This is a genomic window from Rhizobium sp. 62_C5_N11_2 (genome assembly GCF_051811185.1).
Taxonomy (GTDB): domain Bacteria; phylum Pseudomonadota; class Alphaproteobacteria; order Rhizobiales; family Rhizobiaceae; genus Rhizobium; species Rhizobium leguminosarum.
In genome coordinates, this window is record NZ_JBPWPW010000001.1 from 3,722,587 (window position 1) to 3,743,567 (window position 20,981).

Below are 20,981 nucleotides of genomic sequence, written 5' to 3' on the forward strand. Positions count from 1 at the left end.
AAATGCCATTCGCACCTGCGTTCCGGGGCACTCTCCTTTCGGTCACCTCCGCCGGGCGGCGGAGAAGCGCCATGAATACGGCTACGCCTCCAGTTTTCACCCGGCTTTTGCCTGGACGACGAGGCTTCGACCTTGCCCGGTGCGCGGCGAAATGTTCTTGTAACGATCGAAAATCGGATGCTTTTTCGAGAGAAGAATGAAGGTCGCCGTGATTTCCGAAACCGCCGCGCGTCGCAGCGGCTATTGGCTGATTGTCGTCGTGCTGGCAATGCTCGCAGGCCTGCCGCTCGCCGTCTGGCTTGATATCAGCGATCTCTCGGGAAATACCCTGCGCCGCCAGGCCCGCGATATGAGCTCGCTGATATCGAGCATCCGCTCCTATTATTCCACGAATGTCGTGGGGCGCGTTCTGGCCGCTCACGCCAACGGCACGACTGAGGGCACGGTCGTCTCTCACAATTATGCGAATATTCCAGGCGCCATCCCGCTGCCGGCCACGCTTTCCCTGGAGCTCGGCGACGTCATCAAGGAGCAGCAGGCCAATATCACCTACCGTTTCGTCTCCGACCTGCCGTTCAAAAGCCGCGCATCCCACGAGCTCGACGACTTCGAAAAGAATGCGCTCGCTGCCTTGCGCGCCAATCCGCAGCAGACGCTGAACGACCTCACCCGTGTCGGATTGACCGATACCTTGCGGCTCATCACCCCTGTCGTCATGGGCCAGGCCTGCGTTGCCTGCCACAATGGCCATCCCGAAAGCCCGAAGACCGATTGGAAGGTGGGCGATGTGCGCGGCATTCAGGAAGTCATCATCCGGCAGCCCTATGCGAGCAACGTCTTCGCCTTCAAATACCTGCTCTGCTATTTCCTTTTCGTCGCCTTCATCGGCATCAGCTTCATTGTGCTCCAGCGGCAGCAGACGCGCACCATCCACAGCGCCAACCGGGATCTGGAAGCGGCGAACGAATTCCTCGCCAGCGTTTCCCTGAAGATCTCGCGCTATCTCTCACCGCAGATCTACAAGAGCATCTTCTCCGGGCAGAAGGACGTGGTCGTCCATACCGAGCGCAAGCGTCTGACGATCTTCTTCTCCGACATCAAGGATTTCACGGCGACCACCGAGCGTCTGCAGCCGGAAGCCCTGACGGAGATGCTCAACGAATATCTGACCGAGATGTCGAACATTGCCCTGGAGCATGGCGGCACGGTGGACAAGTTCATCGGCGACGCGATGCTGGTCTTCTTCGGCGATCCCGAAACCAAGGGGCCGGAGGAGGACGCGAAAGCGTGTTTGCGCATGGCCGTCGACATGCAGCGCCGTCTCGGCGAACTCAAGGACAGATGGCGCAGAAATGGCACAGAAGAGCCTTTCGTCGTCCGCATGGGAATCAACAGCGGTTATTGCAACGTCGGCAATTTCGGCAGCAGCGACCGCATGGACTATACGATCATCGGGGCGGAGGCCAATCTCGCAGCCCGGCTGCAATCGATCGCCCAGGGAGGAGAGATTGTCATCAGCTATGAAACCTTTGCGCTGGTGAACGAAATCGTCGACGCCCATCCGCTGCCGCCGATCACGATGAAGGGCATACAGCGCGAGATCGTGCCCTATGCAGTGGATGGGCTGACCCTCGGTGCGGACCACAAGAGCCGTGTTCTCAGCGAGCATCTCTCGGGCCTTGACCTGCATCTGGATATGAGCCGGCTGGAGCCTGCCGACCGCCTCCGGGTCAGAACCGCTCTCAAGGAGGCAATTGCCGCGCTGGATGAAGCTGCGCCCGAACCGGCCCGATCATGACCGGATATCAGGCGAAGCGTGATTTTTCCGCCGCCGCCCATATCCCGTCTAGACTTCCCGTACCCAATCTGCTATTTCGCATCACCAATCGCAAGGCCCCGGCCGCGCGAACGTTATTGTTTTGCCTCTGGCCGCTGCGCCGCCTCCGGCATCAACCAACCAAAGGAACGTGATTCTCGTGCAGGTACTTGTCCGCGATAACAATGTTGATCAGGCTCTCCGCGCTCTCAAGAAGAAGATGCAGCGCGAAGGCATTTTCCGCGAAATGAAGATGCGCGACTACTACGAGAAGCCGTCGCAGAAGCGTGCTCGCGAGAAGGCCGAAGCCGTTCGTCGCGTTCGCAAGCTGGCCCGTAAGCGCGCCCAGCGCGAAGGTCTGGTTGCACGCTGAGCGTTTCCGTCGTTTTTTCGACGTTTTCAGATGCATTGTGGCGGGGGCGATGGGTTCGCCGCCGCTTTTTTAGTTTGCCGCTGAAGATCGCATATCCGCGCACCGGATATGCCGCATGGGGAAAGCGAGCCCGAATGGCTGTCAACACCTTCAATCCGTCCCGCGCTTTGCGCTTGCAGAAAACGGCATTCCTGCCCGCTTTGGCGCTGGCGGCAATGTTCGGCCTCGCCGGCTGCGAGACGACCAATACCTCGGATGCCGTGATCCGCATCGATAAGGCGCAGGGTTCGGAAGAGAATATCGCTTCCCTGACGGCGGTTATCAACGCCAATCCGAGGGATCCGGAAGGTTACAACGTCCGTGGTTCCGCCTATGGCCGCGCCGGCCAGTTCCGCCCGGCGCTGAACGATTTCAACACGGCGCTGCAGATCAATCCGCGGTTTTTCCAGGCTTATGCCAACCGCGCTCTCGTCTATCGCAATATGGGCCAGCAGGCCCAGGCGATTGGCGACTACAATGCCGCCCTGCAGATCAATCCGAGCTACGATGTCGCCTATATCGGTCGCGGCAATGTCTACCGGATGGCCGGCCAGGACGATCAGGCTTTCAATGACTTCGACAAGGCGATCCAGCTCGGCACCACCGATGGCCGCGCCTATCATAATCGTGGCCTGATCTATCAGAAGCGTAATCAGCAGGATAAGGCAATCGACGATTTCTCGAAAGCGATCTCGCTCGCGCCGAATTCACCTGAGCCCTATAATGGCCGCGGCATTTCCTATATTGCGCTGAACGACGACGACAACGCCTTTGCCGATTTCAATCATGCGATCGAGCTCAACGGCAACATCGCCGAATCCTGGGCCAACCAGGCGCTCGTCTACGAACGCCGCGGCGACAAGGCAAAGGCCGCCCGGTCCTATCGCCACGCGATCGGCCTCGACCCCAAATACCAGCCGGCTCGCGACGGCCTTGCCCGCGTCGGCGTCGCCCCAGCCGGCTAAAGATATAATTGGGCGGCCCTGAGCATCGGGCGGCCCGCAACCGCCACCTGCCGGTCGCACCACCCATCGGACGCCGGCAAAGGCCCTGATGATTCAATCGAATCTTCCGGCTCTGGATATCATCGAGGTGATATCGTGCCACGCCAGGCAGTGGAAGCGACGTGGCGCAAAGGCGGCGCACCGACATTAAGACGAGACGCCGAAAAAGCGTCCGTCGTCGTCGATGCCTGTCATAGTATGTTGCAACCTGCTCTTGCTCCCCCTAACATGGACCTGCTTCGATAGCCCGCTATCGAGCGGTCGAACACGTGTTGGGGGCGATTTGCGAGAGATGCGGATCTTTGCTGTCCTGGCCGCAAGCGAAAACCGTTGCGGGCCACGCGCATTACAGCGCCGCGAGTCTTTTCAGAGGCGCAAAGGGCGCTGTAACATTTTGAATTGCGACAGATGAAGATCGTCGCGCTGTTCTTTCCGAAAGCCTCGATCGGAACCTACCTCGTCGCCATGGCGGTGGCGATCGCACTGCCGATCTTCGCCTTCGTGGCGCTGCTTCTGCTACAGCTGGAGGACAACCAGCGTTCGACGCTGAAGCGCGAGACGGCCCAGGATGCGCTTGCCCTTTCACGCATCATCGACCGCCAGCTTCAGGACATGGCGACGACCCTGCGGCTGCTTTCGAGTTCGCCCGAGCTTGAAAACGGCAATCTCGCCTCCTTCCACGAGCGCACGGAAACGGCCCTCAGAGACAACACGCTTTTCGTCATTGCCGTCGACCGCACCGGCCAGCAGCTGTTGAACACGCGTCGGGCGTTCGGCACGCCGCTTGGCAAGACGGCGAACATGACAGCCCTCGAAGCGGTCATGGCTTCTGGTCGCATCGAGGCATCAGACGTCTTTCGCGGCCGGACCAGCGGCGAATGGGTCTATAACGTCACCCTGCCACGGAAGAATGATCCGGTCGCGGCCCTTATCATCACGCAGGACGCCAAGGATCTGGGCAAGCTCGTGACCACCGAGGGCCTTGCGCCCGGCTGGTCGGCCGCCGTCATAGATGAGAGCGGCCACGTCGTCGCGGCCACCGGCCCTGCCAACCTCGAACCCGGCACGCCCTTCGACCCGCGCATTCTGCCGGCGCTCACCGTGTCCCGCGGCGTCTTCCAAGACGAGACAATCCTGCCGCACATGCTCCTCGGTTATGCCCAAATTCCCGGTTGGTCGTGGAAGACGGTGATCTGGGGACCGATCGCCCAGGCATCGATCCTCAGCACCTGGCGTTTCCTCATCATCGGCGGCGTGGCACTGGTGCTCGTCGCCGTGCTAGGCGCTTATGCCGTCGCAAGACAGGTGCGCACCACCATCCGCGATATCGCCGACATGGCGAACCGCATGGGCGAAGGCCATATCGTCTCGCCAGTCGAGACCAGCGTCATCGAGGCGAACCAGGTGGCGATTGCCCTTTCGAATGCCTCTTTCGATCGTAGCCAGACCGAGGACCGGCTGCGTTTCGTCATGCACGAGCTCGTCCACCGCACCAAGAATCTTCTGACGCTTGCCCAGGCAATGATGCGCCAGCTCGCCAAGCAGTCCGACAGCGTCGAGTCCTTCCGCGCCGCCGTCGCCGACCGGCTCGAGGGTTTGGTGCGTTCGATCGAGCTCCTGACCAGCGAACAATGGGGAGGCGTGTCGCTGCGGCGGGTCGTCGACATCCATCTGCAGGCCTTCCCGCAATCGCGCGAGCAGATCGACATCAGCGGCAAAGACTTCGTGCTGAAGCCGGATGCCGTGCAGAATCTCGGCCTCGCCTTGCATGAACTCGCCACCAATTCGGTAAAATACGGCGCGCTCTCCGTAGCGCAAGGCCGGGTCCGCTTCGCATGGCGCGACCTCAAGGAGGAAGACAAGCCGGATGCCCTGCTCCGCTTCACCTGGGAAGAGCAAGGCGGCCCGCCGGTCACGGAGCAGCCATCGCGCTCGGGCTTCGGCACGACCGTTATCAAAGCCCATGCCGCCTCCGCCTTTCGCGGCACGGTTGAGATCGATTTCCGGCCCGAAGGCCTGTTATGGGTACTGACGGCGCAGCGCGCCACGCTGGAGCGGGAATAGAGCGCCGCGCGTCTCTTCAGACGCGTTAAGTTTGAATCCGCGCCCGGAACATTCGCTACCTCCACCCGTTTCGGACAGGTCGTTCCAAAGGAGAAAGACCATGTTCAAGCAAACGATGATCGCAGCCGCGGCACTGACGGCCGCTGCCTGGGGGAGCCCGGCGGGCGCGGAAAACTATGTCACGCTTGGCCGTCTTGTCTGCGGATCGGATGGCGGCCAAGGTCTGATCGTCACCTCGCAGAAGAACCTCATCTGCACCTATACGCCGGCGGCCGGCGGCGCCAAGGCGGTCTATGCCGGCAAAATCGAGAAATTCGGCCTCGATATCGGTCAGACCGGCAAGAGCGTCATGATCTGGCAGGTGCTGGCAAAGACCGGGACGGATATTCCGCAATTCGCCCTTGCCGGCGAATATTACGGGATCGGTGCCGATGCGAGCATCGGTGCAGGGGCCGGCGCCAAGGTCATCGCCGGCGGCAATAACAAGGCCTTCATGCTGCAGCCATTGAACGTCCAGGCTCAGGAAGGCCTGAACCTGGCGATCGGCGTCGAAAAGATGACGCTCGTGCCGGGGGAGACCTGACGAAAGCGGCCGGCCCGGCCAAGGCAGACTGCCGTGGCCTGCCGCATGAATCAAACAGCCGCCCGAAGGGCGGCTGTATCTGCGTCGATCAGTGCGCGATCGCCTTGTTGATATCCTCGGTCATCTTCTTCGCGTCACCGAGCAGCATCATCGTACCGTCCTTGTAGAACAGCGTATTGTCGATGCCGGCATAACCCGAGCCGAGCGAGCGCTTGACGAAGAGGCAGGTCTTTGCCCGGTCGACGTCGAGGATCGGCATGCCGTAGATCGGCGAGGTCTTGTCGTCGCGCGCCGCCGGATTGGTGACGTCGTTGGCACCGATGACATAGGCGACGTCGGCCTGGGCGAATTCCGAGTTGATGTCCTCGAGCTCGAAAACCTCGTCATAGGGAACATTCGCTTCGGCGAGCAACACGTTCATGTGGCCGGGCATACGGCCCGCCACGGGGTGGATCGCATATTTCACCTCGACGCCGTTCTTCTTGAGATTGTCGGCGAGCTCGCGCAGCGCATGCTGGGCCTGGGCGACCGCCATGCCATATCCCGGCACGATGATGACCTTCGATGCGTTTGCCATCAGATAAGCCGCATCCTCGGCCGAGCCGAGCTTGACCGTCCTGTCTGATGTGTCAGGTCCGCCAGACGCCGTCTCGCCGCCGAAACCGCCGAGGATGACGGAGACGAAGGAACGGTTCATACCCTTGCACATGATGTAGGAGAGGATCGCGCCGGAAGAACCGACGAGCGCGCCCGTGATGATCAGCGCCAGATTGCCGAGCGTGAAGCCGATGCCGGCCGCGGCCCAGCCCGAATAGGAATTCAGCATCGAGACGACGACCGGCATATCGGCCCCGCCGATCGGCACGATCAGCAGAACGCCGAGCGCCAGCGACAGCGCCACGACGGCCCAGAAGTCGAAATGGCTTTCAGTGACGGCAAGCCCGATGATGAAGAGCACGATCAGCACCAGCAGGCTGGCATTGATCACATGCCGATAGGGCAGCAGGATCGGCTTGCCGGACATGCGTCCGTCAAGCTTCAGGAAGGCGATGATCGAGCCGGTGAAGGTCAGCGCTCCGATTGCCACGCCGAGCGCCATCTCGATGCGCGCCTCGGTGTGGATGTGGCCGATCTCGCCGATGCCGAAGGAAGCAGGCGTGTAGAGCGCGGAGGCCGCGACCAGCACGGCGGCAAGGCCGACCAGCGAATGGAAACCCGCGACGAGCTGCGGCATCGAGGTCATGGGGATGGTGCGGGCGACATAGGCGCCGACGCTGCCGCCGATGGCAAGGCCAAGGATGATCAGCACGAAGCCGCCGAAATTCGGGGTCGCCAGCACCAGCGTCGTCAGGATCGCGATCCCCATGCCGATCATGCCGTAGAGATTGCCCTTGCGGCTGGTGGCCGGATGCGACAGGCCGCGCAGCGCCAGGATGAAGAGCACGCCGGAGACGAGGTAGAGGAAGGCTGCGATATTGGTCATCAGTCCTCACCGGTCCTTCTTGCGGTACATGGAAAGCATCCGCTGCGTGACGAGGAAGCCGCCGAAGATGTTCACCGAGACGAGCACGAGAGCCACGAAGCCGAAACCGGTCGCAAGCCCGCTGGTCGAGATGCCGACCGCCAGGAGCGCGCCGACGACGATGACGGAGGAGATCGCATTGGTGACGGCCATCAGCGGCGTATGCAGCGCCGGCGTCACCGACCACACGACGTAATAGCCGACGAAGATCGACAATACGAAGATGGCGAGCTGGAAGACGAAGGGATCGATCGCCCCGCCGGTCGCAGCACTTGCCGCTTCCGGTGCCTGGGCCGCCGCCGTGATGACGGCGGTCACCGCCTGGTCGAGCTGCTCCAGCGCTCTGTCCATTGCTTCACTGGCCATCAGATGTCTCCCTTCTTCGCGCCGCCGAAGGCGGGATGAACCACGTCGCCGGCATAGGTCAGCATCGTCGCCTTGACCAGCTCGTCGTCGAGATTGACGACGACGCTCCGGGTTTCCTTGTTGACCATCGTCTCGAGGAAGGTGACGAGGTTCTTGGCGTAGAGCGCCGAGGCGCTGGCCGCAACCCGGCCCGGCATGTTGGCGAAACCGATCACCCTGACGCCTTCGATATCGGCGATCTCGCCGGGGACGACACCCTCGATATTGCCGCCGCGCTCGACCGCAAGGTCGACGGCGACCGCACCTGATTTCATCGAGGCGAGCATGGTGTGCGAAACGAGCCGCGGCGCCGCACGACCGGGGATCAGCGCGGTGGTGATGACGATATCCTGCTTGGCGATGTGTTCGGCGACCAGAGCCGCCTGCTTCGCCTGATAGTCGGCGGACATTTCCTTGGCATAGCCGCCGGCCGTTTCCGCCGCCTTGAACTCCTCGTCCTCGACGGCGATGAACTTGGCGCCCAGCGAGGCGACCTGCTCCTTGGCGGCGGGCCGAACGTCAGTGGCCGAGACCGCCGCGCCGAGGCGGCGCGCGGTCGCGATCGCCTGAAGACCCGCGACGCCGGCGCCCATGACGAAGACCTTGGCGGCCGGCACGGTGCCGGCCGCCGTCATCATCATCGGCATGGCGCGGTCATAAACCGCCGCCGCCTCGATGACGGCCTGGTAACCGGCGAGATTGGCCTGGGACGAAAGCACATCCATAGACTGGGCGCGGGTAATGCGCGGCATCAGTTCCATCGCGAAAGCCGAAAGCCCCGCGCTTGCCAAAGCCGCGATCGCTTCGTCATTGCCGTAGGGATCCATGATGGCGATGACGACCGCGCCGCTTTTATAGCCGGAGATTTCCGATCCGCTGGGCCGGCGCACCTTCAAGACCACGTCGGCGGAGGCTGCATCCGCAAAAATGCCGATCCTGGCACCCGCGGCCTCGAATTCTCCGTCCGGAATGCGTGAAGCTGCACCAGCAGCGGCTTCGACGATGACGTCGAAGCCGAAACTCTTCATCTTCTTCACGGTCTCGGGGGAGGCGGCGACACGTGTCTCCTCGCCCGTGATTTCCCTTGCAACGAAAACGATATTGCCCAACTGCCCCCTCCTCCGGGTCAGCCAGACCGCCGCAGGCTCCCCTGCGCGGGCCAAGCATCTAATTCACAAAGCTTCAGAGAAGCTCTCCTCCCCTCAGAGCGCCGTGCGTCCTTTCGGACGCACAAAGGACGCTCTGACCCTCTGAATCCACGCGGTCAGCGGAACAGGAAGATGCCGGCGGCGAGAAGAATGATGAAGACGAAGAGGCCGCCGAGAAGGCCGGCGCCGCCGAAGAAACCGGCGGTCATCGCAAGCAGGAGGACGATGAGAAGCATCGAGCCGTATTTCGCGCCGGCGATGAACATGTCGTAGGTCTTTTCATGTTCTTTGTAATCCATCGGCGCGCCGGTCTCGACCGGTCCGGTATGATGTTCGGCCATAAATATCGTCTCCCTGAAATGCCTCTGCGCTGCCTAATTTCCCTCTAGGCGAGGGAAATCCCTACGTGCAGGGATTACACAATGACAGGCAAAAGCGCAATGCATGAGAATGCCGCAGGCGCGTGTGGCAACCGCCATGTCAGAGGCCCGGAATATGACCTGAGGACGGCCGATATCGCCTGCGTCCGCCGTCCACGTCATTTTGCCTCGGCGAAGATCTCTCGCCGTCGGGGACGAGGGCAAATTACAGCGGCAGGTCGGTGCCGAGTTCGCCTTGCGGCACGAAACGCGCCGTCGGAATGATGGTGAGCGGCGGCAAGGTGTCGTTGGGATTGCGCGAAAACATCATGCGCTGCTCGCTGGCGCTGGAGATGAAGAAGGGATAGCGCGTCAGCAGCTTTCGTCCGACCTCGATCACATTCGTCGCCATCAGCGTCATGTCGATCCCGTAATTTTTCGCCAGCCGGCCGGGCACGACCGTATCGGCATAAAAGACCCGCTTGTAGAAGGCCGCATGCGGCGGCCGAACGAATTGAAGAACGCGGTCGGCACGGAAATACGCCGCCGCCACGATGGTGGGCCTCAGCGTCAGATAGGGAACCCACGGCAGATCGGCGGTGAGCTCGGGGTCGGCTGCGAAACGCGCCGGATCGATCAAGGTCAGCCCCGCATCCAGAAGTTCATCCATCGCCTCGGGAAAGGCGCCACCGGACTGACTGAGACGATGTTCCGGTGTCACATAATGAACCCGGATCGTACTGACCAGTTCCCCATAATAATACAGACCGAAGATATAGGCGTGGCTATCGAAATCGCTGTCGTCCAGCAGCCCTTTCGGGGCGAGCGCCAGCACGTCATGGGCCTTATAGGCCTTGTAGCGCAACCGTTCTACCTGCTCCATGTCTTCGCTGCTTTCGACGCGGCGATACTCGACATGATCCAAAACTTCCAAAATTTTTGTGCTGAAATCACTACGCTTGAACAGTGTCTCTGACATTTCTCGATCCGCTCGTTAACGGATCATTAATCATACGCCAGCAACATTTAGGCAAGGAAATCCGATAATTTCGGCCGTTTTTAAATCGTTAAGGTTAACGCGGAACGCGCTCTTCAGGGGGAAAACTGTCCGTTGAGACCGCTCAGGCGACCTTGCTGCGGCGGCGTTGCACGACGCGGCGGCCGATGCCGTGTTGCAACAGCGGGATATTCTGGGAAGGCACCGGCGGCGAGAAAACGTAGCCCTGAACAAGATCGGCGCTGCGGTGCTTGTTGAGCAGTGCGAGCTGTTCCTCGGTTTCGACGCCTTCGATGACGATCTTCAGGCCCAGTTCGCGAGCGAGATGGACCGTGCCGCGCAGCAGCTTCAGGCGGCGGTTATCCTCGACGATGTTGCGCACGAAGGAGCGATCGATCTTGACGATATCGAGCGGCAGCGTGTCGAGATAGCTGAGGCTGGAGAAGCCGGTACCGAAATCGTCGATAGCGATGGTGATGCCGCGGGCCCTGAGCTCCGCCAGGATGGCGCGCACGGCCGCCGGCTCGTCGATCAGGCAGCTTTCGGTGACTTCGAGATGCAGCCGCGCTGCGTCGAGGCCGGAATGGGCAAGTGCTTCGGCGACCACCGAAAGAATATCGGCATCGCGCAGATCCCGCGCCGAGAGATTGACCGAGACGGCGATATGTTCCGGCCAGTTCATGCATTCGCTGCACGCCTTGAACAGGACGAAGCGGGTGATGTCGGAGATGATGCCCATATCCTCGGCGAGCCGGATGAAGACGTCGGGCGGAATCGAGCCCTTCTCCGGATGAACCCAGCGCGCCAGCGCCTCGGCGCATTCGATCCGCGAGCCGTCGGACCGGAACATCGGCTGGAAGGCGAGATGCAGCGCCTGCGCCGAGACCGCATCGCGCAGATCCGCCTTCAGCTTCTGCTGCTCGATATAGCGGCCATCCATCTCCCGCTCGAAGCCTGATATGCCGCCCTTGAAGCGCGACTTGCTTTCAAACAGCGCCAGATCCGCCTTGACGCTCCATTCATCCATCGCAAACGCGGCACTTTCGAGAATCGCGTAGCCGGCGCTGAGCGAAACCAGGAAGGTCAGCTCGTCGACCGCGAAATTGCCCTGGATTGCGGCGTGCACGCGGCGGATCTCGACGTCGAGCGAAGCCGGTTCCTTGGCATGCGGGAAGAACAGGATGAACTGGTCTCCCATCAACCGGCCGAGGATGGCGTTCCCGGAGGCCTGCTTGATGCGGGCGGCGATGGCGCAGAGCAGGTGGTCGCCCGTAACGTGGCCGCGCATGTCGTTGACATGTTTGAATTCGTCGATATCGAGGACCATGAAGCCGAGCGGCCCGGACTTCCTTTGATGTTTGGCGAGATACTCCTGCACCAGCTGGCCGAAATATTCGCGGTTCGGCAGGCCCGTCAGCGCATCAAAGCGAACCATGTGCATGATCTTCTGCTCGGCCTTCACCCGGCTGGACACGTCCTCGAAGATCAGCACGGCGCCGCCGTCGGCCCTTCGGCTCGCGGAGAATTCGAGCGACAGGCCCTCGGGGAAATGAATGAGCGTCCGCGATAGGTTACCTTCGGCCACCTGGGTGAGCTGGCGCAGAATGAGCTCCGGCTGCGAGGCGTCCATGAAGCTGTAGCGCGCACCGTAGCGCAGCACGGCGCCAAGTTCGCGATCCTTCAACCGCTCCGGCGCACCGATCTTCAGAAGCTCGCAGGCCTTCCGATTGACGACCTGAATACGGTTTTCGGCATCGACCATGACCAGGCCATGCGGCATGTTGTTGAGCGCCGTGTCGAAGCGGTCGGCGATGATGGTGATTTCCCGGCGCGCGATGACATTCTCATAGAGGAACTCGCGCACGCCGTTCGCCATGGCCCGCGTCGTCAGCCAGAACGGAATGAGGAAGATCGACAGCAGGCCACGATAGAAATCCAGCGCCAACAGGCTGCAGACGATCATCGGCAGACAGCAGGAGAAGGTCTGGAGGTCGACCGCCAGGCGCGAACCGTAATTGCGGCCGACAACGGAAACCATGGTCGCCATGGTGACGGCAATGCAGGCAAGTTCCGCAAAGGAATCGTGGACCACGAAGATGGCGTATCCGCTGGCGATGCCAAGCAGCGCGGTGGTGCAGGCCGCACCGGCAACCAGGATCCTTTCCCAACGCTCGATCCCGACGTGCGACAGGCTCTCCTTGTCGACGCGATCGAACTGCCGGAAGACGACCATGCGAACGCAGAAGACCAGGAGGAAGGCGACCGACAGCAGGATGTAGACGAAGGACTGCGTCTTGGCAGCAACGGCAAGGCAGGTCGCAACATGCACGATCACGCCAGCAAGCAGCGTCATGCGGTTCCCGGAAAGGGAACTCACAAACGACAGATACACATCTAAAGGGACCCTGTTCGGGTTATCTGGCTTCATCCACACTTTCCCTGTGCGCGGGAATTCTAAGCCCAACCCTTTAAAAATTGATTTCAATGGAATCAAACATTTGGTCAAATTTTCTAAAACCATAGGATGAACCGCACAGCTTACGCGCGTCAATACAGCCTACTGGCGAGATTATTGAAATAATTTATCCACGCCTGGGTTGTCGAAATATTTGATGGCCATACCGCGGGGCCGGTGCATCTAAGACTATACTCCAACGCGAGGCATTTATCCTTCCAATTTCAAAGGCCGTGGTCTACATCGATTGCAAGAGGGAAAAGCTGCCGGAAAACCGGCAGGACAAGAACAAGGGGAGGCGAATGTCGGTACTTCTGGCAGCAAGCCGGCTGATCGATTCGATCAGTCAGTTCATGGGCAAAATTTCCGAATATATGGTGCTGTTCTGCTGTCTGATCAGCGCCGGAAACGCCATCGTCCGCTATGCCTTCAACTACAGTTCGAACGGCTGGCTTGAGATCCAGTGGTATCTCTTCGCCTTCGTCGTCATGCTCGGCGCCTCGCATGCGTTGCGCAACAACGAGCATGTCCGCGTCGACCTGATCTATGGTTCGGTTTCCGACAGGGCGAAGATCTGGATCGACATCGTCGGCCTCATCCTCTTCCTCCTTCCCGCATGCGTCTTCCTCACCTGGATCTGCTGGCCGTTCTTCGCACTGTCCTACCAGCAGGGAGAAATATCGGGCAACGCCGGCGGGCTCATCCGATGGCCCGTCAAGCTGATCCTCGTCGCCGGCTTCGCGCTGCTTTCCCTTCAGGGGGTTTCCGAACTGATCAAGCGGATCGCAGCCGTTACCGGCCATATCAGCATCGATACAAAATACGAAAAACCGCTGCAGTAGCGCGGGCTGGGAGAAACGGACTTGTTTGATTTCGGCATCATCCCGCCGGCCATGTTCCTGGGCATGGTCATCTTCATGCTCTACGGCTTTCCGGTCGCCTTTTCGCTCGCCGCCGTCGGCCTGTTTTTCGGCATCGTCGGCATCGTCACCGGCCATTTCGGCGAAGTCTTCCTGCAGGCTCTGCCGCTGCGCTTCTTCGGCATCCTTTCCAACGACCTCCTGCTCGCCATCCCCTTCTTCACCTTCATGGGCGCGATACTGGAGCGCTGCGGGCTTGCCGAGGATCTGCTCGAAGGCACCGGCAAACTCTTCGGCGGCGTTCCCGGCGGCCTCGCCTATGCCGTCATCCTCGTCGGCGCCGTGCTGGGCGCGATCACCGGAACGGTTGCCGCCTCCGTCATCACCATGGGGGTGATCTCGCTGCCGATCATGCTGCGCTATGGCTACAATCCGCGCCTTGCCACCGGCGTCATCGCCGCCTCGGGCACGATCACCCAGGTGATCCCGCCCTCGCTGGTGCTCGTCGTTCTTGCCGATCAGCTCGGCAGGTCGGTCGGTGACATGTATCTCGGCGCGATCGGCCCCTCGATCCTGCAGGTGACGATCTTCGTGCTCTTCATCCTGGTGTTGTCGATCATCAGGCCGAAATCGATGCCGCCGCTGCCGAAGGAGGTGCGCGGCGACTTCAACTGGGCGCTGCTCGTGAAAGTGCTGATGGGCATGGTGCCCTCGATCGTCCTGATCTTCCTGGTGCTCGGCACGATCTTCATGGGCCTTGCGACGCCGACAGAGGCAGGCGCGCTCGGTGTCGTCGGCGCGATGCTGCTTGCCGCCATGAACCGGCGCCTCACCTGGCCGCTGATCCGCGAGGCCATGGCATCGACCACGCACATCACCTCCATGGTGGTGATGATCCTGATCGGCTCCACCTGTTTCAGCCTGGTTTTCCAGGGCATGGACGGCTCGCGCTGGATCGAGCACATGCTGTCGGGCATTCCCGGCGGCCCGGTCGGCTTCCTGATCTTCGTCAACATCTTCATCTTCGTGCTCGCCTTCTTCCTCGATTTCTTCGAGATCGCCTTCATCGTCATCCCGATGCTCGCACCGGTCGCCTCCAGTCTCGGCATCGACCTGATCTGGTTCGGCGTCCTGATCTGCGTCAACATGCAGACGAGCTTCATGCACCCGCCCTTCGGCTTCGCGCTCTTCTACCTGCGCTCCATCGCCAGCAAGGACGTCAAGACCTCGGATATTTACATGGGTGCTCTCCCCTGGGTCGGCATGCAGCTGATCCTGGTGGCGATCGTGATCTTCTGGCCGCAATCGGTAACCTATTGGCTGGATCACGGTCCGAAGGTCGACCCGAACTCGATCAAGATCGAAGTCCCGGGCTTCGGCGGCCAGCTCGGCCTGCCGCCGATGGGCGGCGGCGGCAATGGCTCACCGCAGATCCCCGGCCTGACCCTGCCGCCACTGAACGGCCTGCCGGGAGCACCGCCGCCACCGGCAAAATAGTCCAGCAAAAACAAAACCCCGGACGGAAATCCGGGGTTCTGGCATCGCATTCGTCTGAAGCGCCGAGCCTGCCGGCGGAAAGCCTTAAAGCTTCCCGGCCCGCTGCTGGATCATCATGAACGTGTCAAAGGTGTATTCCGACAGCTGCATCCAGAGATAGGCATCCCGCTTGAAGGCGGTCTGGTCGTCGTAGATCTTCTTGAAATACTGGTTCGTGCCCGAGATTTCGCTGTAGATGCCCGTCGCCGCCTGGAAGCAGGCTTCCATGATCTCTTGACTGAACGGGCGCAGCGTCGCGCCTTCCGCCACCAGCTGCTTCAGCGCGGTCGGGTTCTTCGTGTCGTACTTCGCCAGCATGTTGGTGTTGGCGAAAGCGCAGGCGTCAGTCAGCGCTGCCTGATAATGCTTGGGCAGGCTGCTCCATTTTTCGAGATTGAAGAACCCATGCACCGTCGGGCCACCTTCCCACCAGCCGGGATAATAGTAGTACTTCGCCACCTTGTGGAAGCCGAGCTTCAGGTCGTCGTAAGGGCCGACGAATTCCGCCGCATCGATCGTGCCTTTTTCCAGCGCCGGATAGATGTCGCCGCCGGCGATCTGCTGCGGGATGACGCCGACCTTCTCCATGACGCGGCCGGCGAGACCGGCAATACGCATCTTGACACCCTTGAGGTCATCGAGCGTGTTGATTTCCTTGCGGAACCAGCCGCCCATCTGCGCACCGGTATTGCCTGCCGGCAGCGCATACATGCCCTGTGTGGCATAAAATTCGTTCATCAGCTTATTGCCGTTGCCTTCATAGTACCAGGCATTGGTCAGGCGGCTGTTCAGCCCGAACGGAATGGCCGTTCCGATGGCATAGGTCGGGTCCTTGCCGACAAAATAATAGGAAGTGGTGTGGGCTGCCTCAACCGTACCGGCGGCAACGGCATCGACGGCCTGCAGGCCGGGCACGATTTCACCGGCCGCGAAGGGCTGGATCGTGAAATTGCCGTCCGTCGCGGCGGCAACATGCTTGGCGATATCCTCGGCTCCGCCATAGATCGTATCCAAGCTCTTCGGAAACGACGACGTCATGCGCCACGCGATCTTCGGATTCTCCTGCGCGATCGCAGGCGCTGCCAATGCCGTTGCGGCAACCGCACCGGCGCTGGCGGTTCCCGCCTTCTTGAAAAACGAACGACGATCCATCAAAAACCTCCCATATAGATGACACTGCGCGGCCAATCTCACCCCTACCCGCAGCAAGGGCAAAGCTAAGCATGGCGCAAGCCGCGATTCAAGCTTTAGTCTATTAGCCTTTGGCATCAAGACGGCAATAAGGCAACGCGCACGTATCCATCAGAATCAGCGGCTTAGCGGTAAACCGGAAAGGCAGAGCGCCGCTTCCGTCGCAATTTGGCCGCCTGATACAGCCAAGCGTTGACTTGACGGCCGTTCAGGCGGAAGAAACGACGAGAATAAAGATTTTGACCGGGGCTGATATGACGAAACCGATCGTTGCCATTCCTGCCGATATCCGCAGCTTCGACGGCGCGACCTGGCATGCCGTGCAGCATCAATATCTGCGCGCCGCATTGAACGCATCCGGTGTCATGGCCTTCATCATCCCCGCTTTCGAGGAGGGCTACGATACCGACGCGATCCTCGACCGCGTCGACGGCCTGCTGGTCTCGGGTTCGGCCAGCAATGTTCATCCCTCCCTCTACGGTGCCGAGGCGAATGACAAGGACGGCCCCTTCGACCCCGCCCGCGACGCCACCAGCCTGCCGCTCATCCGCCGCGCCATCGACCGCGCCATCCCGCTGCTCGCCATCTGCCGCGGCATCCAGGAGCTGAATGTCGCCCTCGGCGGCTCGCTGGCAAGCGAGATCCAGGAGCAGCCCGGAATCTGGGACCATCGCCGGCCGGAAGGCGTCGACCGGGACGGCATGTACGCCATTCGCCAGACCGTCCACGTCAAGGAAGGTTCCTGCATCGCAGGCATTCTCGGTCCGGGCGAGATCCGCGTGAATTCCCTGCATCGCCAGGCAATCGCCAGAACCGCCCCACGCCTGCAGGTGGAAGCGATCGCCGAGGACGGCACGGTGGAGGCCGTTTCCGTTATCGACGCCAAGGCTTTCGCCGTCGGCGTGCAATGGCATCCGGAATATTGGGCTGAAACCGACAAGTCCTCGAACCAGCTGTTCGCCGCTTTCGGCGACGCCGTCCGCGCCTATGCCGCTGCCAAGCTGCCGGTCATCTCCGCGCAGGCGATCGCCTGATTCCAGGCGCCCGCGAAGCGCTATGTCTGTTGCTTGGCAGCAAGCATCGTCCGCCGAACCAACCCGCGCCTAAGCCTTCTGCGGCGTCTCCGGCACCGGCGTCAAAGCCGCACCCTTCTCGAACCAGGCAATGAGATTGTCGGCGACGAGATCGGCCATCGCATTGCGCGTCGGCACGGATGCGGAGGCGACATGCGGCAGCAGCACGGCGTTGGTCGGTTCCAACAGGTCGGCCGGCACGGTCGGCTCTTCATAGAAGACGTCGAGGCCGGCAGCCCCGAGCGCGCCGGAGGCAAGGGCGGCACTCAGCGCCGCCTCGTCCACCGTCCAGCCACGGCCGACATTGACGAGAATGCCGTCAGGGCCGAGTGCTGCCAGAATATCCGCATCGATCGTCTTGTGCGTCTGCGGCGTCTTCGGAACGATGGCGATCAGCGTATCCACCGCTTCCGCCAGCCCCTTTAACGTCGGGTGATAATCGTAGGACACGTCGGCATGGCGCGAACGTGCGTGATAACTGATCTTCACCTTGAACGGCTCCAGCCGCTTGGCGATTTCGAGCCCGATGCGGCCAAGGCCATAAAGCCCGACATGGCGGCCCTTGAGCGAGAAGCGCGACAGCGGATAGGCCGTGCCCGGCTTCCAGTTGCCCGCACGCAGCCAGGCTTCGGCCCGCGGCAGTTCGCGAACCGTGTTCAGTAGCAGGCCGATCGCCGTATCGGCGACCTCGTCGTTCAGCACATCAGGCGTATTGGTGACGATGATGCCCCTTTCGGCAGCATGTTTCACGTCGACGCCGTCATAACCGACACCGAAATTGGCGATCACTTCAGCATGCGGCAGCTGCTCCATCCAGGCGCCCGGGAAGGAGCCGGAAACGGCGACGCCGCGGATACGGCCGGCGGTCTCGCTGTCCAGCGCAAGCTTCTCCTCGCGTGCGACGGCAATAATCTCAAAACGATCCTTCAGCCTTTCGAGAACACGCTCATGTATCTTCCCAGGAACGAGAATGGCGATGCGGGACATGGCTTTTCCTCTTGGATGGCGGTCGTGGTTCAGGCGCGGGGCCGATGGGGACTGGTGGACTGGCGAATGCGCATTTCCGGCTTGATCAGATGCATGCCATCAGGCTCATGGCTGCCGGCAAGGCGATCGAGCAGCGCCCGGGCTGCCAGGCGCCCGACCTCGGCCTGACCGTTCCAGACGGTCGTCAGCGCCGGGGTGGCGATCGAGGCCTCCTCGAGATCATCATAACCGGTGACGGAAATATCGCGTCCCGGCACCAGGCCCGCGCGTGCAATGCCGTTCATCAGGCCGATCGCCACGAGATCGTTCCAGCAGACCGCTGCGGTCGGCTTCTGCGGCAGCGAAAGGAAATGCACTGCAGCCTCGAAACCGCCCTGCTTCGAGCGCGGACCTGGAATGCGCAGGTTCGGATCGACCTCGATGCCGGCCTTGCGCAGCGAATTGACATAACCCTGGTAGCGATCACGGCCGGTGGATGTCTGGTCCGTGCCGCCGATCATGGCGATCGAGCGATGACCCAGGCCGATCAGGTGGTTGGTGGCAAGCGAGATGCCATAGCTGTCGTCGCCGCGATAGGTCGGCAGGTCCTGTCCTTCCATCGAGCGGGCGACGAGGATCGCCGGCATGCCGTTGTCTTCCGCCAGCTGCACGTCCTCAGGCGGCGTACCGATCGCCGGCGACATGATGACGCCGTCGCCGCCGAGCTGCAGGAGCGTCTCGATGAAGGTGCGCTGCTTCTCGACATTGTCGTAATGGTTGGAAAGGATAAAGGTGTGGCGGCTGCGGTCGAGCTCGCTTTCGATCGCCTTCAGGATCTCCCCATAGAAGGGGTTCATGATGTCGTGCACGACGACGCCGATGATGCCGGAGCGCGAGGTGCGAAGACTGGCGGCACGGCGATTGTAGATATAGCCGAGCGCGCGCGCCTGCTCCTTGATCTTCTCCCGGGTATTGCCGGCGACGAGCGGACTGTCGCGTAAGGCTAGCGATACGGTCGCCGTTGAAATGCCGAGCGTTTCGGCAATAGTCGAAAGCTTGATCTTCTGGACCACGTGTCCTCCTCCAGGCAGCACGTAAGCAGCAAGACCCCGCCGTCAAACCGGCGCGGCCCTTAAAATGTTTAATTAAAAGATTTAATCGGTGGAAGCAATTCGTCTTTCGGGGAAATTTCAGTCTTCGTCCGGTTCTTCGATATGAATGGCTTCGGCTTGCAGATTGGCATCGATCGCCTTCAGCAATCGGACAAGATTGCGAATTTCCTTCTCGGAGAACTCCTGCGTCGCCAGCATGTCGCAGGCCGAAGCCGCCATCTCGATCCCCTGCACGCTGCCACGGCCGAGGTCGGTGAGGTAGACCTTGGTCAGGCGTGCATCCTCGGCATCGGGCTTGCGCTCTAGAAAGCCCTGCGCCTCCATGCGGCCGATCGTGCGCGTCATCGTCGGCGCCTTGACGCCGAGCTTCTGGGCAAGGCCGCCGGCCGTCATACCATCGCTCTCGGCAAGCAACAGAATGACACCATCCTGGCCGGCATAAAGGCCGCTTTCCAGCAGGTTGCGCGACAGCACCGTCCGCATGGAACGCGCCGCCTGGGTCAGAGCCGGGGAGAGATCGACGAGCGTATACTCGGTCTGGTCCTTCTTCTTGGACTTGTTCTTTTTGCCGTCCTTGCGCTTCTTTCCCATAGCCATCCCTTTGATCTTTAAGCCCCGACGCCGCTGCGATATGACATTGCGCAGGATCTCGTCATAAACAAGAGGTAACGACCGGATGATGACACCTTCGCCGCGCTTCGAGGACGGCAACCCGGCCTTTGCCCCTGATGGGCGCAACCTGATCGCCGTGCTGCCGCTTGGCGCCCATGAACAGCACGGCCCTCACCTGCCCTTCGAAACCGACACGCTGATTGCCGAAGGCATTGCCGGGCGATTGAAGATAGCCTTGCCCGCCGGCCTGCCGGTCACCTTCCTGCCCGCCGAAGCCATCGGCTATTCCATTGAGCATATGGACGTTGAAGGAACGAAGACGCTTGCCTTCGACGAAGCGGTAAACCGCTGGCTCGGCATCGCCGAAGGCCTGGCGAAGCAGGGCATCCGTAAATTCGTGATGCTGAATGCCCATGGCGGCAATTCATCCGTCATATCAGTCGTCGCGACCGAGGCGCGGGTCCGCTTTGCCATGCTGGCGGTGGCAACGAGCTGGACCCGTTTCGGCGTGCCGGATGGCGTGATCACGTCGGAGGAAAAGGCGATCGGCATCCATGGCGGCGATATCGAGACCTCGGTGATGCTGGCGCTTCATCCCGACAAGGTTGATATGGCGAAGGCGGCGGACTTTCCCTCGCGACAGACGGAATTCGCCGGGCGCTTCAAGCATCTGCGCGCCTACGGGCCGCACGCCTTCGGCTGGAAGATGTCGGATCTCAACACGGAAGGCGTGGCGGGCAACGCCGCGGCTTCGACGGCGCAAAAGGGTGAGGCGCTGATTGCGCATTCGGTCAAAGGATTGGTGGAACTGCTGGAGGATGTCGATGCATTCGACATCACTCAACTGCGGTAAATATGGGTCGTCA

19 protein-coding genes are annotated in these 20,981 nt (G+C 61.3%); 9 read left to right on the top strand and 10 right to left on the bottom strand.

What is annotated here, in order from left to right; genetic code table 11:
• Positions 1–196: 196 nt before the first annotated feature.
• The 5 genes from AB8B31_RS18425 (at position 197) to AB8B31_RS18445 (ending at position 5,879) form a co-directional block, all read left to right on the top strand.
• Positions 197–1,798: an adenylate/guanylate cyclase domain-containing protein gene (locus AB8B31_RS18425; RefSeq protein WP_018243580.1), complete on the top strand. Its 1,602-nt coding sequence runs from the start codon at positions 197–199 to the stop codon at positions 1,796–1,798.
• A gap of 178 nt (positions 1,799–1,976) precedes the next feature.
• Positions 1,977–2,189 carry a 30S ribosomal protein S21 gene (rpsU, locus tag AB8B31_RS18430; RefSeq protein ID WP_003585885.1) on the top strand — a complete coding sequence of 71 codons (213 nt, stop codon included), beginning with the start codon at positions 1,977–1,979 and terminating at the stop codon, positions 2,187–2,189.
• A gap of 134 nt (positions 2,190–2,323) precedes the next feature.
• Positions 2,324–3,193: a tetratricopeptide repeat protein gene (locus AB8B31_RS18435; protein WP_018446048.1), complete on the top strand. Its 870-nt coding sequence runs from the start codon at positions 2,324–2,326 to the stop codon at positions 3,191–3,193.
• 447 nt (positions 3,194–3,640) lie between these two features.
• Positions 3,641–5,296: a sensor histidine kinase gene (locus AB8B31_RS18440; protein WP_131703336.1), complete on the top strand. Its 1,656-nt coding sequence runs from the start codon at positions 3,641–3,643 to the stop codon at positions 5,294–5,296.
• Between the two features lie 100 nt (positions 5,297–5,396).
• On the top strand, positions 5,397–5,879 hold the full coding sequence (locus AB8B31_RS18445; RefSeq protein WP_018243583.1) for a DUF992 domain-containing protein: 483 nt from the start codon (positions 5,397–5,399) through the stop codon (positions 5,877–5,879).
• A gap of 88 nt (positions 5,880–5,967) precedes the next feature.
• Here the strand turns inward: AB8B31_RS18445 and AB8B31_RS18450 are convergent, their stop codons facing one another.
• From AB8B31_RS18450 to AB8B31_RS18475, 6 genes are all read right to left on the bottom strand, one after another.
• Positions 5,968–7,362 (bottom strand): NAD(P)(+) transhydrogenase (Re/Si-specific) subunit beta, encoded by a 1,395-nt coding sequence (locus tag AB8B31_RS18450; protein ID WP_018243584.1) that lies wholly within the window; start codon positions 7,360–7,362, stop codon positions 5,968–5,970.
• A 6-nt stretch (positions 7,363–7,368) separates the two neighbouring features.
• Complete coding sequence (locus AB8B31_RS18455; protein WP_003542949.1) at positions 7,369–7,767, bottom strand: proton-translocating transhydrogenase family protein; 399 nt, start codon at positions 7,765–7,767, stop codon at positions 7,369–7,371.
• The gene (locus AB8B31_RS18460) at positions 7,767–8,915 is read right to left on the bottom strand and encodes a Re/Si-specific NAD(P)(+) transhydrogenase subunit alpha (RefSeq protein WP_130653060.1); all 1,149 of its coding nucleotides are present in this window, start codon (positions 8,913–8,915) and stop codon (positions 7,767–7,769) included. Before AB8B31_RS18460 ends, AB8B31_RS18455 begins: the two co-directional genes overlap by 1 nt.
• A 155-nt stretch (positions 8,916–9,070) precedes the next feature.
• Positions 9,071–9,295 (bottom strand): aa3-type cytochrome c oxidase subunit IV, encoded by a 225-nt coding sequence (locus tag AB8B31_RS18465; protein WP_018243586.1) that lies wholly within the window; start codon positions 9,293–9,295, stop codon positions 9,071–9,073.
• Positions 9,296–9,539: 244 nt separating this feature from the next.
• Positions 9,540–10,292: an N-acyl amino acid synthase FeeM domain-containing protein gene (locus tag AB8B31_RS18470; RefSeq protein ID WP_003542957.1), complete on the bottom strand. Its 753-nt coding sequence runs from the start codon at positions 10,290–10,292 to the stop codon at positions 9,540–9,542.
• A gap of 142 nt (positions 10,293–10,434) precedes the next feature.
• The gene (locus AB8B31_RS18475) at positions 10,435–12,738 is read right to left on the bottom strand and encodes a putative bifunctional diguanylate cyclase/phosphodiesterase (protein ID WP_439007486.1); all 2,304 of its coding nucleotides are present in this window, start codon (positions 12,736–12,738) and stop codon (positions 10,435–10,437) included.
• Positions 12,739–13,067: 329 nt separating this feature from the next.
• On the opposite strand from AB8B31_RS18475, the gene AB8B31_RS18480 reads away from it, so the two are divergent.
• Entirely contained in the window at positions 13,068–13,607 is a 540-nt protein-coding gene (locus AB8B31_RS18480; protein WP_047622406.1) for a TRAP transporter small permease subunit, read from the top strand.
• A gap of 21 nt (positions 13,608–13,628) precedes the next feature.
• A complete protein-coding gene (locus AB8B31_RS18485) occupies positions 13,629–15,122 on the top strand; it encodes a TRAP transporter large permease (RefSeq protein WP_047622405.1) in 1,494 nt (497 codons plus the stop codon).
• Positions 15,123–15,206: 84 nt separating this feature from the next.
• On the opposite strand, the gene AB8B31_RS18490 is transcribed toward AB8B31_RS18485, so the two are convergent.
• A complete protein-coding gene (locus AB8B31_RS18490) occupies positions 15,207–16,313 on the bottom strand; it encodes a TRAP transporter substrate-binding protein (protein ID WP_018243590.1) in 1,107 nt (368 codons plus the stop codon).
• Between the two features lie 293 nt (positions 16,314–16,606).
• Between AB8B31_RS18490 and AB8B31_RS18495 the strand changes: the two genes are divergently transcribed.
• Positions 16,607–17,386 carry a gamma-glutamyl-gamma-aminobutyrate hydrolase family protein gene (locus AB8B31_RS18495; RefSeq protein ID WP_018243591.1) on the top strand — a complete coding sequence of 260 codons (780 nt, stop codon included), beginning with the start codon at positions 16,607–16,609 and terminating at the stop codon, positions 17,384–17,386.
• A 69-nt stretch (positions 17,387–17,455) separates the two neighbouring features.
• Here the strand turns inward: AB8B31_RS18495 and AB8B31_RS18500 are convergent, their stop codons facing one another.
• From AB8B31_RS18500 to AB8B31_RS18510, 3 genes are all read right to left on the bottom strand, one after another.
• Entirely contained in the window at positions 17,456–18,412 is a 957-nt protein-coding gene (locus tag AB8B31_RS18500) for a 2-hydroxyacid dehydrogenase (protein ID WP_166480792.1), read from the bottom strand.
• Between the two features lie 29 nt (positions 18,413–18,441).
• On the bottom strand, positions 18,442–19,464 hold the full coding sequence (locus AB8B31_RS18505) for a LacI family DNA-binding transcriptional regulator (protein WP_003542973.1): 1,023 nt from the start codon (positions 19,462–19,464) through the stop codon (positions 18,442–18,444).
• 117 nt (positions 19,465–19,581) lie between these two features.
• Positions 19,582–20,094 (bottom strand): MarR family winged helix-turn-helix transcriptional regulator, encoded by a 513-nt coding sequence (locus tag AB8B31_RS18510; protein ID WP_018243593.1) that lies wholly within the window; start codon positions 20,092–20,094, stop codon positions 19,582–19,584.
• An 85-nt stretch (positions 20,095–20,179) separates the two neighbouring features.
• Between AB8B31_RS18510 and AB8B31_RS18515 the strand changes: the two genes are divergently transcribed.
• Positions 20,180–20,968: a creatininase family protein gene (locus tag AB8B31_RS18515; protein ID WP_166480791.1), complete on the top strand. Its 789-nt coding sequence runs from the start codon at positions 20,180–20,182 to the stop codon at positions 20,966–20,968.
• Positions 20,969–20,981: the final 13 nt, after the last annotated feature.

What these genes read in the sequence shown, in the direction of transcription:
- AB8B31_RS18425 (WP_018243580.1), top strand. Translation starts at nt 197, where the DNA reads ATGAAGGTCGCCGTGATTTCCGAAACCGCCGCGCGTCGCAGCGGCTAT.
- AB8B31_RS18435 (WP_018446048.1), top strand. Translation starts at nt 2,324, where the DNA reads ATGGCTGTCAACACCTTCAATCCGTCCCGCGCTTTGCGCTTGCAGAAA.
- AB8B31_RS18440 (WP_131703336.1), top strand. Translation starts at nt 3,641, where the DNA reads ATGAAGATCGTCGCGCTGTTCTTTCCGAAAGCCTCGATCGGAACCTAC.
- AB8B31_RS18445 (WP_018243583.1), top strand. Translation starts at nt 5,397, where the DNA reads ATGTTCAAGCAAACGATGATCGCAGCCGCGGCACTGACGGCCGCTGCC.
- AB8B31_RS18450 (WP_018243584.1), bottom strand. Translation starts at nt 7,362, where the DNA reads ATGACCAATATCGCAGCCTTCCTCTACCTCGTCTCCGGCGTGCTCTTC.
- AB8B31_RS18455 (WP_003542949.1), bottom strand. Translation starts at nt 7,767, where the DNA reads ATGGCCAGTGAAGCAATGGACAGAGCGCTGGAGCAGCTCGACCAGGCG.
- AB8B31_RS18465 (WP_018243586.1), bottom strand. Translation starts at nt 9,295, where the DNA reads ATGGCCGAACATCATACCGGACCGGTCGAGACCGGCGCGCCGATGGAT.
- AB8B31_RS18470 (WP_003542957.1), bottom strand. Translation starts at nt 10,292, where the DNA reads ATGTCAGAGACACTGTTCAAGCGTAGTGATTTCAGCACAAAAATTTTG.
- AB8B31_RS18475 (WP_439007486.1), bottom strand. Translation starts at nt 12,738, where the DNA reads ATGAAGCCAGATAACCCGAACAGGGTCCCTTTAGATGTGTATCTGTCG.
- AB8B31_RS18480 (WP_047622406.1), top strand. Translation starts at nt 13,068, where the DNA reads ATGTCGGTACTTCTGGCAGCAAGCCGGCTGATCGATTCGATCAGTCAG.
- AB8B31_RS18490 (WP_018243590.1), bottom strand. Translation starts at nt 16,313, where the DNA reads ATGGATCGTCGTTCGTTTTTCAAGAAGGCGGGAACCGCCAGCGCCGGT.
- AB8B31_RS18495 (WP_018243591.1), top strand. Translation starts at nt 16,607, where the DNA reads ATGACGAAACCGATCGTTGCCATTCCTGCCGATATCCGCAGCTTCGAC.
- AB8B31_RS18500 (WP_166480792.1), bottom strand. Translation starts at nt 18,412, where the DNA reads ATGTCCCGCATCGCCATTCTCGTTCCTGGGAAGATACATGAGCGTGTT.
- AB8B31_RS18510 (WP_018243593.1), bottom strand. Translation starts at nt 20,094, where the DNA reads ATGGGAAAGAAGCGCAAGGACGGCAAAAAGAACAAGTCCAAGAAGAAG.
- AB8B31_RS18515 (WP_166480791.1), top strand. Translation starts at nt 20,180, where the DNA reads ATGATGACACCTTCGCCGCGCTTCGAGGACGGCAACCCGGCCTTTGCC.